Source organism: Sphingobacterium sp. JB170 (assembly GCF_900163865.1).
Taxonomy (GTDB): domain Bacteria; phylum Bacteroidota; class Bacteroidia; order Sphingobacteriales; family Sphingobacteriaceae; genus Sphingobacterium.
Map to the genome: position 1 here is coordinate 28,227 of NZ_FUKU01000061.1, position 13,108 is coordinate 41,334.

9 protein-coding genes are annotated in these 13,108 nt (G+C 44.2%); 2 read left to right on the forward strand and 7 right to left on the reverse strand.

What is annotated here, in order from left to right:
* The first annotated feature begins 10 nt into the window (after positions 1–10).
* A complete protein-coding gene (locus FM107_RS16445) occupies positions 11–1,576 on the forward strand; it encodes a RagB/SusD family nutrient uptake outer membrane protein (RefSeq protein WP_086949585.1) in 1,566 nt (521 codons plus the stop codon).
* A 130-nt stretch (positions 1,577–1,706) separates the two neighbouring features.
* Here FM107_RS16445 and FM107_RS16450 read toward each other — a convergent pair whose 3' ends face one another.
* The 5 genes from FM107_RS16450 to FM107_RS16470 all read right to left on the reverse strand — a co-directional run bounded on the left by FM107_RS16450 (position 1,707) and on the right by FM107_RS16470 (position 9,131).
* Positions 1,707–2,237 (reverse strand): NAD(P)H-dependent oxidoreductase, encoded by a 531-nt coding sequence (locus FM107_RS16450; RefSeq protein ID WP_086949586.1) that lies wholly within the window; start codon positions 2,235–2,237, stop codon positions 1,707–1,709.
* A gap of 199 nt (positions 2,238–2,436) precedes the next feature.
* Positions 2,437–3,933 carry an efflux transporter outer membrane subunit gene (locus FM107_RS16455; RefSeq protein ID WP_256959595.1) on the reverse strand — a complete coding sequence of 499 codons (1,497 nt, stop codon included), beginning with the start codon at positions 3,931–3,933 and terminating at the stop codon, positions 2,437–2,439.
* A gap of 127 nt (positions 3,934–4,060) precedes the next feature.
* Complete coding sequence (locus FM107_RS16460; protein WP_086949588.1) at positions 4,061–7,252, reverse strand: efflux RND transporter permease subunit; 3,192 nt, start codon at positions 7,250–7,252, stop codon at positions 4,061–4,063.
* A gap of 12 nt (positions 7,253–7,264) precedes the next feature.
* Positions 7,265–8,443, reverse strand: a complete 1,179-nt coding sequence (locus FM107_RS16465; protein ID WP_086949589.1) for an efflux RND transporter periplasmic adaptor subunit — start codon at positions 8,441–8,443, stop codon at positions 7,265–7,267.
* An 88-nt stretch (positions 8,444–8,531) separates the two neighbouring features.
* Complete coding sequence (locus FM107_RS16470) at positions 8,532–9,131, reverse strand: TetR/AcrR family transcriptional regulator (protein WP_086949590.1); 600 nt, start codon at positions 9,129–9,131, stop codon at positions 8,532–8,534.
* Positions 9,132–9,770: 639 nt separating this feature from the next.
* On the opposite strand from FM107_RS16470, the gene FM107_RS16475 reads away from it, so the two are divergent.
* Complete coding sequence (locus FM107_RS16475) at positions 9,771–10,757, forward strand: alpha/beta hydrolase (RefSeq protein WP_086949591.1); 987 nt, start codon at positions 9,771–9,773, stop codon at positions 10,755–10,757.
* Between the two features lie 191 nt (positions 10,758–10,948).
* Here FM107_RS16475 and FM107_RS16480 read toward each other — a convergent pair whose 3' ends face one another.
* Both FM107_RS16480 and dctA read right to left on the reverse strand, forming a co-directional pair.
* Positions 10,949–11,695 carry a hypothetical protein gene (locus FM107_RS16480; protein ID WP_086949592.1) on the reverse strand — a complete coding sequence of 249 codons (747 nt, stop codon included), beginning with the start codon at positions 11,693–11,695 and terminating at the stop codon, positions 10,949–10,951.
* 113 nt (positions 11,696–11,808) lie between these two features.
* On the reverse strand, positions 11,809–13,077 hold the full coding sequence (gene dctA / locus FM107_RS16485) for a C4-dicarboxylate transporter DctA (protein WP_086949593.1): 1,269 nt from the start codon (positions 13,075–13,077) through the stop codon (positions 11,809–11,811).
* Positions 13,078–13,108: the final 31 nt, after the last annotated feature.

Here is a 13,108-nt window from a genome sequence, read left to right on the forward strand (position 1 = left end):
AGAACTTATTATGAAAACTAAAAATATAATAATAGCACTGTTATCAGCGACCTTATTGACGACAACAGGGTGTGAGAGTTTTTTGGATGAAGATCCGAGATCGACAATCCCATCGGGAGAATATTATAAAAATGCAGCACAGGCGCAAGAGAATATTATTGCGATGTACCGGCTTGGCGCCCCTGTCCGGTATGGTGTTGCATCGTCGGCCTATATTGGCCCAACGGCATCAATTAATACGTTTTTAACCGGTTATTTTTCAAATAACTATGAAGGGCAGGAGCTTGTTTGTTTATATTCACGGCAGCTTACGCGTCAGCAAAATGCTCGTACGGTATCCAACACGATGAACTCGATATGGAATGAATCCTACCAAGCAATAAATGTTGCAAATGGCGCAATTAAACATATTCCGGAGATTGATATGGATGAAAACCAGAAGAAACGTCTTATCGCTGAGGCGAAATTCTTTCGCGCGTTTAACTATTTCTATTTAGTTAAAACTTTCGGAGACGTGCCATTGACAGTAGAACCATACGAACTCTTGGAGAATCTCTTTCTTCCACGTACGCCGAGTGCCGAGGTGTATGCTTTAATTGAGTCGGATTTAACTGAAGCCGTTAGTGTGCTTCCGGCGGCAATGTTCACCAGTAATGGCTATCGTCTAACAAAATATGTAGCGGCCATGGCGCTGTCGAACGTCTATTTGCAGCAAAGTAAGTACGCCGAGGCGGCGAGCAGTATACGAATAGTAACAGATTCCCCACATAAGTTAACGGCCAATGAAGATCTTAAACTCGAGAGTGCGTACAATCAGTTACGCACCGACGATAGACTTTCGGAAGTCATCTACTCGTATGAGTTTGATGAAGCTATTAGCAATAGCGGGCGCTGGCCGAGCTACGCGTTTAGTTCCGCAGCGACATCTGTGTTTGATACCTATTCCATTTTCGAACGCGTTTATGGACCGTCGAACGCTTTTTTAAATGTTTATAAGGCGGACGATTTACGAATACAACCTAATCAATTCTTTCATTGGAACTATACAAATCCCGATAACGACAAAAAGTGGAGTTCGGATGCGGCGGGCATTTGGTATTTCTATGACGAAGATGCCGTTCTTGAAACGGGCCTGGGAACTAAGGATTGGAATATATACCGTTATGCAGAAGCATTATTAATTGCCGCAGAGTCTATAGCGAAATCGGAAGGCGTCACCGCCGAGGCTGCGGGATACCTAGCGGAAATTAAAGCGCGTGCCGATACAAAAGGAAAGACTGCAGAAACCTACAGTAGTGAACTTCAGGGACTTTCGGTGGATATGTTTGTCGAAGAATGTTGGACAGAAAGATTACGGGAGCTTCCTTTGGAATTCAAAATGTGGGACGACTGTCTGCGCACCGGGATGTTTCCTGTTATCTCGGAGACCGAAAAAGGAAAAGTCACTTACCAGCCTCTAATCGGCGCGAAGAATGGTTCGGGAGCGACCATTAAAGAGTCGGATCTGCTGTGGCCAATTTCAATGGATGAACTGCAACGTAATCCGGAATTAACGCAGAACGAAGGTTATAATTAAGATCTTTTTCCAGGGAAATTTATTCCTATATTTTACAAAGCCTCCCAAGAGTTCGTTACTCGGGGAGGCTTTTTAATGGTTTATAGAAATTCTAGGAAAGTTTTACCATTGGATATCGTTCACCGTGTGGCTAAAGTCCATCAATATAGGCCAGATATTCAGGGACGCTTTTTTCAACCCAGAGCGCGCTCGTATTGAATTCCAAGTCATAAAATGCGAATGGACTGATGAATTTTCCTTTGATGTATGCGATAGAGAGTGCAAAAGGGCGGGTAAGCTCCTCAAGTGTATTTTTTAATCGCCCGGAAGGGCCGAATGCATCGGCCGATTCGCCGGCAGAAATTGCAAGAGCGAATTTCTTGCCCGAAGCTTTATGTCCGCTGTTACTGCCATAGGCCCACCCGTACGTCAACACTTGGTCAAACCATTGCTTTAACAGCGGGGGGCTACTATACCAATATAATGGAAACTGAAATATTATTTTTTCATGTTGCTCGATGAGCTGCTGTTCGGCGCTGATATTAATTTTACCGTCCGGATAAGCCGAATATAATTGATGTACCTTATATTTTTCAGGCTGACTTTCGAGGGCTTGGATCCAGCGTTTATTGATTATTGAGTTTTCAATATTGGGGTGTGTAACAATGACTAATGTTTGCATATTATAAATTTTTATTTTTTAACAAATGACACTTCTGTTTTTCGTTTTGTTCATTCCATAGGCCAGCCTACACGCTCAGCCGGCCAAGATGGAATTTGAATTAAACAGTTCGTTTTCTAGGCTACCGTTTTTCCGGAAGCGAATGCACGATAGCGCTTTTTGATATTATTTCGCGTCGAGCGCTTGATGGGCGTCTGAACTATTGTTCATTATTGAGCGTTGTCAAACGCTTATCGGCCGCCGTTGACGTATCGACAACTTTTTCGCTATTCCATCCACCGCCGAGGGATCGATAAAGATTCACGATAGCGGCAAGCTCGTCTTTTTTTATTTGCGCAAGTTGAAGTTCGGTTTGTAACACATTACTTTGGGCGGTGATTACTTCCAAATAATTTGCCGATCCCGTTTCGAAAAGAATCGTTGCGTGCTTGTTCGCTTGACGTAGCCTTTCTGTTTTTTTGTCTGTTATCTCGTGTCTTTCTTTTAGTTTTTGTATGGAAATCATCGCATCGGATACTTCACCCACAGCAGCGACAACAGACTGCTGGAAAACCGCGATACTCTTATCTCTTTCAATTTCGTTAATCTCGAACTGTGTTTTTAGAGCTCGACGCTGAAAGATCGGTTGGGTGAGGGAGCCAGCCACGGCACCAAATAGGGCACCAGGTAGATTGAACCAATTGCTTGTCTTTAGCGCATTAACGCCGGCCTCCGCGCTAATAATAAGTGAAGGGTACATCTGAGCTTTGGCTACCTGCGTGTAGGCTATATTTGCGCGCACGGAGAGTTCGGCTTGCTTTACGTCGGGCCGGTAACGAAGCAGTTCCGCCGGAACACCACCAAGGAGATTCTCGGGCAACTTAATGTCAGCTAATGATGTCGCAATTTTAATCTCTTGTGGCAGTTCGCCACTCAACACCCGTAGTGCATTCTCTTGGAGGTAGATCTGCTGCTGAAAATCTGGAATTAGACTTTCTGCCGCTAATTTTTGTGCATGTACTTGTTCTAAAGCGAGTAAGTTGCTTTCACCAATTTCATATTGCTGCTGAACGACATTTAGCGTGTTAGTACTCAGATCAAGGTTAAGGCGCGCTATTTCCATAAGCTCATTCAATAATAGCAGTTGATAATAGCCGTTTGCTACCTGTGCGACAAGTTGGGTCTGAATGACTTTTTTTGCCTCTTGGCTTTGTAGATATTCGGCTAACGCCGCGCGGTTTTTGTTCTTGAGTTTACCCCAAAGATCGATCTCCCAGCTCAGCCCGATGGATGCTGAATAGTCTTCGATGTGGTTACTTCCTAGTGTCTGTCCCAGATTGAGCCCGTTCATGCTATAATTGGAAGGGTTCGAGCTACTCGCACCAAGCTGCGCGGAGATCTCAGGCAAATAGTTTGCTTTCGATTGTTTTAAGAGCAATTGAGAACTTTCGATGTTTTTTAATGCAATTTGCATATCGATGTTATGGGAGATCGCTTTTGAAATAAGCCCGATCAGTGTCGGGTCACTAAAAAAGTCCTCCCAAGGAACCGAACCGATACTTTGCGCAGTATGTTCGTGATCGCTTTGCTGGTCATGTCTATAGGCGGTCGGCAGTTCAGGAGCTTGCTGATTTTGGTCAGCCAGCTCTCCTGTCTTACACGCGGTAAACAGGAGAGTGAATGCGAGTAGCGCCAATAAGTTTGTATTATATTTCATGTTGATGATTAATTGCTGATGGTTGAATCGTTTTCTTATTCATTTCCCGTTTTTTCTGAAATGCTCATTGTATACCATGAACATTTCAGAAGGTGTTAGCCTCGTCCGAACGGGACTTGGGTTGCCTTTAAATCGGCTCGACCTCCGTCTGCATCGGTGAAGCTATTTCTCGCTTGGCACGATGCTGCGGGGACTGCGGTTTTCCACTTACTTTCTCATGTAAATATTGAAAGACAATAAATAGTACCGGTATGATCAACACACCAAGCAACACGCCGCTTAGCATGCCGCCTGCAGCCGCGATACTTATCGAATGGTTTCCTTGAGCAGACGGCCCAATGGCGCGCATCATTGGAATCATGCCCACAATAAATGCTAAGGACGTCATGATGATTGGCCGTAATCGAAGCCGTGCGGCCTGCAGCGCGGCACGCGTAATGGGCAATCCGCGCTTACGAGCCTGTATCGCGAATTCGACGATAAGAATTGCATTTTTGGCAAGTAACCCGATAAGCATTACTAAGGCGACTTGCACATAGATGTTGTTGGCAATATCCATCATACCGATGGCAGCGAATACACCAAAAACTCCGGTGGGAATGCTCAGTATCACGGCAAGCGGAATGATATAACTTTCATATTGTGCGGCCATTAAGAAGTATACAAATACAAGGCACAGGGTGAAAATTAATGCAGACTGACCGCCCGATACAAGCTCCTCTTTAGTCATTCCAGAAAATTCGTAGGTAAACCCACTTGGAAGGTGTGTTTTTGCTACTTCTTCTACTGCTCGTATTGCATCACCCGACCTATAACCTGCGTTCGGTATTGCATTGATACCGATCGAATTAAATAGATTGTAGCGTGAGGCGGTCTCTGGACCATATACTCGTTGTAGATTAACCAGCGTGTTTATCGGTACCATGTCGCCTTGACGGTTTTTTACGTAAACGCCGTCAAGATTCGAAGGATCGGCACGCCCGCTAGCTTCTGCTTGCATGACCACGCGATAATACTTTCCAAAACGGTTGAAGTCCGATGCTTGCATACTTCCAAAATACCCTTGCATGGTTTGTAGAATGCGCTGCGTGCTGACGCCAAGCTGTTCAGCTTTAGCATCATCGACTTCAAGCTCGTATTGCGGGTAGTCTGTCTTGAAGGTCGAAAATGCCATCATAATTTCTGGGCGTTTCATCAATTCTGCTATGAATTCTTGCCCGATTCCGCTAAACTTATTCAGCGGACTACTGGTGCGATCTTGCAGTACCATATCTAACCCGTCCACATTACTAAATCCAGGGACTGTCGGGAAAGTAAACACAAAGAAATTGCCCCCTTTAATTGCCGAAAGGCGTTGGTTTACGTCCCCCATAATGGCATTGATATCTTTTATCTCGCCACGTTCAGCGTGAGGCTTTAGAAGAATGAAAATAACGGCCGAGGAGGGACTTGTCGTCTGCGTTAAAATATTAAACCCTGCGATGGTATTTATTGTTTTGGTAAACGGCGCCTCTTGGACATGATCTTCCACCTGTTTTAATGCGCTCGAGGTACGATCCAACGAAGCACCTGCGGGCATGCTCAGTGATATAGCGATAAATCCTTGATCTTCTGAGGGAATGAAGCCTGTCGGCGTGTTCTTTACCATTGCAATGCTGGCGGCAATAATAAGCGCAAGGGCAGCGAAAGTAACCCATTTATAACGAATAAGAAAACGCAGTGATCCAAGGTAGTTCTTCGTAATCCGCTCGAAGCCTACATTGAATCCCGCAAAGAACTTATCTTTAAATTTTAACGGTTTGTGCTCAGGGTTATGATGTACTGGCTTTAAAAATAGCGCACATAAAGCAGGGCTAAGAGTCAGTGCGTTGACCGCAGAAATCACAATCGCGATGGCCAGAGTGAAGGCAAATTGGCGGTAAAACACGCCGGTTGATCCTTCCATAAACCCAATAGGGAGGAACACTGCTGACATTACGAAGGTAATTGAGATAATGGCACCGGTAATCTCACTCATCGCGGATGTGGTAGCCATCTTTGGGGGCATGCCGGTCTGCTCCATCTTCGCGTGGACGGCTTCAACGACAACGATCGCATCATCGACCACAATCCCGATGGCCAGCACAAGGGCAAACAATGTTAACAGGTTAATCGAAAATCCGAAGAGCTGCATGAAAAAGAATGTTCCCACGATTGCAACAGGAACGGCAATGGCCGGGATTAATGTCGAACGGAAATCCTGCAAAAATATAAATACGACTAAGAAAACCAAGATAAAAGCTTCAATGAGCGTAGTCTTTACCTGATCAATGGACTGATCAAGTGCATCCTTGGTATTATAAAGTATTAAATGTTTAAGTCCCGGCGGAAAATCGGCCGAGGAGCGGTCTAAGAATTCTTGGATTGCGATTTGTATCTCGTTCGCATTGGATCCCGCAAGCTGCATGATTCCGATATTAACACCAACCTTCCCGTTAATACGCGTTTCGCTCCCGTAGGTATATGCCCCCAGTTCAACACGAGCCACGTCCTTGAGACGCAAAAATGAGCCGTCATTGTTGGAACGAATGATGATATTATCGTAATCTTCCGGTTGGTTGAGCTTTCCTTTGTACTTGATGACAAATTCGAACGCTTGTTTGCTACTTTCTCCAAATTTTCCGGGCGCCGCTTCGATATTTTTGTCCTGTATGGCAGCCATAACCTCACCTGGAGTCAGTTTATAAGATGCCATCCGGTTTGGGTTTAGCCATACCCGCATGGAATAGTCTTTACTTCCTCCGAAAATAACGGCTTGGCCCACGCCAGGGATACGTTTAAGCTCTGGAATAATATTAATTTGCGCGTAATTGGTGATAAATGTCTGATCATATTTGTTCACCTCGTCGGTGTATAAGTCGGCCACCATTATTAAACTGTTTTGCTGCTTGGCGGTGGTGATCCCGGCCTGCACGACTTCGACCGGCAGTTGGCTGGTAGCTTGCGATACGCGATTTTGCACGTTGACTGCCGCTTGATCTGGATCTGTACCGAGCTTAAAATAAACAGTTATGGTTAACGATCCGTCATTGCTGGCTGTAGAGCTCATATAGCTCATATTTTCCACCCCGTTGATCGACTCTTCGAGTGATGGCGCTACGGCGCGTAGCACCGTTTCGGCATTCGCCCCTGGGTAGAGCGCCATCACTTGAACGGCAGGAGGAGCGATGTCGGGAAACTGTTGAAGAGGAAGTTTGATTATCCCGATGACGCCGAGTATCACCAGTAGTATGGAAATGACTGTGGCAAGTACTGGTTTTTCTATAAATTTCTGAAACATCTTATTGTAGGATTAGTGTATGCTGTCTTTTGCTAGTGGTTGAGGTGTTATTTGTTGTCCGTCTTGTAACAAGTCGATTCCTTTGTATACAATTCTATCGCCTGCACGTATGCCCGATTCAACCAGGTAGTTTTCTCCGCTCTTCGCGAGAATTTCGACAGATTGTTGGGTTACTTTGTTGTCCGGACCAACGGTGAAAACGAACACTTTATCTTGCACCTCCCGGGTAGCGAGCTGCGGAATAAGCACGGCTTCGGAATATTCCTTCTGTAGAACGATACGTCCAGTATTACCGCTGCGTAATATCCCCTGCGGATTATCAAAGGTTGCGCGTAAAGTGATGGCCGCGGTGTTCTTATCAAACTGGCCATCGACCATATCTATTTGGCCCTGATGCTCGTAGACATTTTCATCCGAAAGTAAAAGGCTTACCGGCGGCAGGTTTTTTAGTTTTTCTTGTAGCGTATTGCCAGGTGTAGCATTTTTGAATGCAATAAAGTCATTCTCGCCCAAGGAGAAATAGACGTGCAATTTTCCGACATCCGAAAGCACCGTTAATGGCTGCGGATCGGCCATGGTGATGAGGCTTCCTTGCTTTTTTTCCAGCCGGCCGATATAGCCGTCGCTAGTTGCGCGGATAGACGTATAGTTCACATTTATTTTTGCTGACTCGACTGCGGATTCCGCTTGGCCTACGCGCGCCTTGGCCGCGTCTCGAGCAGCGAAAGCTGCTTTTAGCTGGTATTCGGTGACTATTTTATTATCCACGAGTCGCGTCTTTTTTTCGACTTCAAGTTCTGCATTTTGAAGGTCTGCTTGGGCCGAGGATAGATTTGCCTTCGCCTGGTTCAACTGTTCTTGATAGGGGTGGTCGTTGATTTTAAATAAGAGCTGACCCGCCTTGACTTTGGATCCTTCGTCGATGTATATCCGTTCCAGAATGCCCGCTACTTGCGCCCTGATTTCAATATTAGCCGAAGCTTCAATGCTCGCAGGATACTTTTGTAGAATCGTCTGATCGTCTGTTTGTACAGCCATTACAGGCAATCCTATTGGCGCCGTGACGGCTTCTTTACCCGTGCTTGATGTGCAAGCATAAAAAAGTAAGGGACTAGAAAGTAGAATGTATTTAATGATGTTCGTTAATTTAACAGTGTTAAATAGAGGTTGTGAAATTCTGAAAGATTGCATGAGTTGATTATTTTATGTTGAAACTAGATTGATGCTATATTTAACAGTGTTAGATGATTAAACACTGTGTTTTTTTTCGTAAAAAAATTTAGTCTGATAATGTTTGTGTTATGCCCGAAATGGCATCTTTTAAAATTTCTTGATTGGTGATTTCACCGTTGCCCTGATTGACCAAGTTAATAGAAATTAATCCATGGATAACCGACCAAAATGTAAAATATTTTCGACTCACCGTTTCTTCGTTGCCATTTCGCTCGATGATTATTTGACGAATTACATTAACGATAATTGTACAATACGCGGTTGGCATTTTATAATCGTCACTTTGCGCGCAGCATTGTGTTCCGACGCCAAACATGAGTTGATAGAGTTCTTTTTCTTCAAAAGCGAAATCCCAGTAACTAAGCCACATTGCTTCGAGTTGGTTTTCTAATGTTGTCTCGCTTTCTTTTGCTATTTTAATTTGTTTCGAAAGGAGAATGAACCCTTGTCTGGCAAGCTCGTTGAGAATTGCTTCTTTGTTGGCGAAATATTCATAAATCATGGGGGCGGTGTACTCAATAATATCCGCAATTTTACGCATACTAAGAGCCTGCCAGCCCTCTTTCTTGACGATTTCAAGAGAGGCAGTCAGAATGTTAATTCTGTTGTCGTCTTTTTGTCTTTGTATGCGTTCTTTGCTTCCCATTCACTAATTAGTATAAAACTATTTAACAGTGTTAGACAAAGGTGCGGTTATTTTAGAAAATTATTGACATGAAAAAGTCATTTACATAAAAAATCTAAATTCCTATTAATAGCGATTTCCAAATTATAGCCAAATTTAATATTAGACTTCGTTATCAATGACCTTTTTGTCATAATTTTTTAGTTCAAATCGTCCTCGATTATAGGCGCGAACCTGATAGTAAATGGGATCTCGGTTACTATACAGTTGCTCAGAATCTGGTGTATGTGGAATTGGGTGTGTTGACTCCAAATAAGGTGAACATTAGATTATAAAAACTGGTCTCAACGAATTTCTTTCCAAAACAACATGGCATAGGTTGATGCAGTAAAGAATTGCTTTGCGCTTGCGTCGTAATAATTATTCGATTTTTGCAAAACTCAACCTTTGGAAGATATCTGTAAAATACCTCTCAAATGAAATTTACAATAACCATAGAAAGTTCATCGCTATTTGGGGAGCCCAAAGTAGGTCCACAGATACTAAAGTGTCGAATTGCTAAAACAGGGGCGGGGGTTGAAAATAATAAAAAGTTAGAACAGTATTGCCGCTAATAGGTTATACTTAGTATAAGGACAATCACTTTTTAAAATATTCACTATGGCACAGCAAAGACAACCGGTAGCGGCAGCGAAGGACGAGCGCATCTCCAAAGACATTCGTGACTTTTTAACAGAATTGAATAGCGGCGATGATGCGCCCATAGAATCTCTAGCGCCTGATGAAGCTCGTCAAGTTTTAATCGGCGCCCAAGACTCCGTGAGGTTCAATTATTTGGATATACAGGAATCTGAACAGACAATCTCATCGGAGGGCATTGATGTCAATATACATATTATCAAACCAAAGAACGCTGCCGAAATATTACCGGTATTTATGTTTTTTCATGGTGGTGGGTGGATCCTGGGGGATTACCCTACGCATAAGCGGCTGGTGCGCGACCTGGTCGTGAGCAGCGGGGCCGTAGCTGTCTTTCCTGATTATACCCCTTCGCCCGAAGCACAGTTTCCCGTAGCGATCAATGAAGCCTATGCGGCCACTAAATGGGTACAGGAAAATGGAGCGCAAATTGGTGTTGATGGTAATAAACTAGCTGTAGTAGGAAATAGTGTAGGAGGGAATATGGCTGCTGTGGTCGCCTTGATGGCTAAAGATATGCAAGGACCTTCGATAATGCAGCAGATACTATTGTGGCCCGTTACCGACGCGGACTTCACCCGAAGCTCCTATACGGAATTTGCCCAAGAGCGTTTTCTGACAGCCCCAATGATGAAATGGATGTGGGACAATTATCTTCCAGACCTAGATGCTCGCAAAGACAAGTATGCCTCACCACTTCAAGCGCAAGTCGAGCAGCTCAACGGTTTGCCGCCAACACTAATACAAATAGCAGAAAATGATATTCTACATGATGAGGCCGTCGCATATGGACGAAAGCTTGATCAAGCTGGGGTACCCACAGTTATTAGCGAGTACCGTGGATTTATTCACGATTATGGTATGTTAAATCCGCTAGCACATATTCCAGCAGTACAAGTAGCCATTCAACAAGCGGCAAGCGTGCTTAAAGGCGTATTATTTAAATAGCAGGACTTCTAGATGCGCCGCAGCGCGATGAATCGCCGAAAGCGGCCTTTGGATGAAATTCTTCGCCCTAATTTAGTGATCGCGGATCGATCGTTATACTCGTCACATATCTAGCTACTTGACTCTATGGGTGTTTCGGATAGCGATGAACTAATCCGCAAATTTATGCAGGTAATTGACTAACGAGCCAGCTATTTTTTGTCTCGCTGTTGAGCGGTATATGCCGCGTAACTATTTTTGATATAGACATGCGAGTCGTAGCTCGTCCACGCGCGAACCTGCTCGTAGTGAGGGCGAAATTTGTCCATAAATTCGTTTACCTCCGCGTTGGATAAAGGGACTATAGACTGTATTAAATCGACATTAAAGAATTCGTCTACTTTTTCGTCGTTCTTTCCTTTGGCGATAGTTTGGGACATTTTGCGTGCATGCTTTCCATGTTTCGAAAGGAGTTCATAAAAAAAAGTGATTGGCTTTCCACCAAACGGAGACAGTAACGCGATTGGCGGCTTGCCTTGATAATAGATGCCGTTTTTCTTGTTGTTCTCTTCCGCGATGTTTTTGAGGTTTTGTAGTGTCGAGTTTCCACTGCGGCCGAAAACGATAACTTGATCGAGTTGAATCCTTGTCCTGGTAAGCAATATCGTGTCGGGAAGATCTTCCGCAACTTCCCCGACGGTATTCCAACCGTCTGCGCGTAATTCAAGGCTATCCCCCGGACTACACAAGATGCTGAAGTTCCCCCGGTTATCGGACAATTCACGAATATTTCGAGTGAGGTTTGATATAGCGACGCCTTCCAATACCACGGTACGGTCTATGGATAATACGGTACCTGCCCGAACAGTTGGCGATTGCGCACACCCCGGATCAGGGTAAAATAATACTGAATATAGGACGAATAACCATAAGTTGCTCCTCGTGTAGTTTAGTTGCATAGCTATAAAAATAACAAGCTTATCCCAATAAAAATACGGTTAATTCTACTTCTTTCGGGGTTAAGTTTTGTTAAAAACTCCCGCAAAGATTAACAATTGATGCACCGAAGAGTTTAGGTGGGCTCCTTTACGCCTAATTTATCATGCAGGAGTACCGGGTCTAGTCCTTTTTCATACTTGGCGATGACGATTGTTGCGGCAGCATTTCCGATAATGTTGGTAATTGCGCGAGCTTCGCTCATAAACCGATCGATGCCGAGTATCAAACCGACCGCTTCAACCGGTACATGTCCTACTACAGGTAGCGTGGCTGCTAACGTAACAAATCCGCTGCCAGTCACGCCGGCCGCTCCTTTGGAAGTAAGCAGTAGAACGAGTAACAACGTGATTTCTTGCTGAAGACTCAGATGCATGTTGAGCGCCTGTGAAATAAATACTGCAGCCATCGTAAGGTAGATACAGGTGCCATCTAAATTAAAGGAGTATCCCGTAGGAATCACTAAGCCTACAATTGGCTTTGAACATCCTGCATGTTCGAGCTTTTGCATCAACCCAGGCAGGGCAGACTCTGAGGATGAAGTACCAAGGACAATGAGTAATTCTTCCTTAATATATTTTAGTAGTTTGAAAATATTCACCCGCGCATAGATATACAGTACGCCGCCGATTACGCAAATAATGAACACCAAGCATGTAGCATAGAAGCTAACCATTAACAGACCTAGTGAGGAAAGCGCCTCGATACCATACTTCCCAATCGTAAACCCCATCGCACCCATTGCGCCGATTGGCGCCAGGTACATAATGATCCTTATAACCGCAAAAATTCCCTTGAGGAAAGACTGCAACACCGTGATAACCGGCTCTGCGGAATTTTGGCCTATCTTGGTCAGACCGATACCAAAAAGAACCGCGACGAGCAGCACTTGCAGTAGATTATCCGAGGCAACTGCGGCAATCACATTGTCAGGTATTATCCCTAACAGGAAGCTCATCACATCATTTTGTTCGGTAGACTTTTGTACATAGTCAACTATTGCCGTGGGGTCTAGGCTCTTCGGATCGACATTCATTCCCGTGCCCGGTTGAATGACATTGACAAACACAAGACCGATCAACAGCGCAACCGTCGTCATAATCTCAAAGTAAATCAAGGAGCTTAAACCAATTCTTCCCACCTTCTTGACATCTTGCATACCCGCAATACCGATTACAATTGAACTAAATATCAATGGCGCAATAATCATCTTGATGAGCTTGATAAAGCCATCGCCAAATGGTTTCAATTCAATCGCAAAATCGGGATAGAATACGCCGCAGAAAATTCCAATAAGTATACCCAGAATAACTTGGACATATAAGCTGGAGAAGAATTTCTTCATAGTTTGTGTGGTTTATTAAAAAACGTATAGT

Coding starts and splice junctions, on each gene's coding strand:
- FM107_RS16445 (WP_086949585.1), top strand. CDS start 11: ATGAAAACTAAAAATATAATAATAGCACTGTTATCAGCGACCTTATTG.
- FM107_RS16450 (WP_086949586.1), bottom strand. CDS start 2,237: ATGCAAACATTAGTCATTGTTACACACCCCAATATTGAAAACTCAATA.
- FM107_RS16455 (WP_256959595.1), bottom strand. CDS start 3,933: ATGAAATATAATACAAACTTATTGGCGCTACTCGCATTCACTCTCCTG.
- FM107_RS16460 (WP_086949588.1), bottom strand. CDS start 7,252: ATGTTTCAGAAATTTATAGAAAAACCAGTACTTGCCACAGTCATTTCC.
- FM107_RS16465 (WP_086949589.1), bottom strand. CDS start 8,443: ATGCAATCTTTCAGAATTTCACAACCTCTATTTAACACTGTTAAATTA.
- FM107_RS16470 (WP_086949590.1), bottom strand. CDS start 9,131: ATGGGAAGCAAAGAACGCATACAAAGACAAAAAGACGACAACAGAATT.
- FM107_RS16475 (WP_086949591.1), top strand. CDS start 9,771: ATGGCACAGCAAAGACAACCGGTAGCGGCAGCGAAGGACGAGCGCATC.
- FM107_RS16480 (WP_086949592.1), bottom strand. CDS start 11,695: ATGCAACTAAACTACACGAGGAGCAACTTATGGTTATTCGTCCTATAT.
- dctA (WP_086949593.1), bottom strand. CDS start 13,077: ATGAAGAAATTCTTCTCCAGCTTATATGTCCAAGTTATTCTGGGTATA.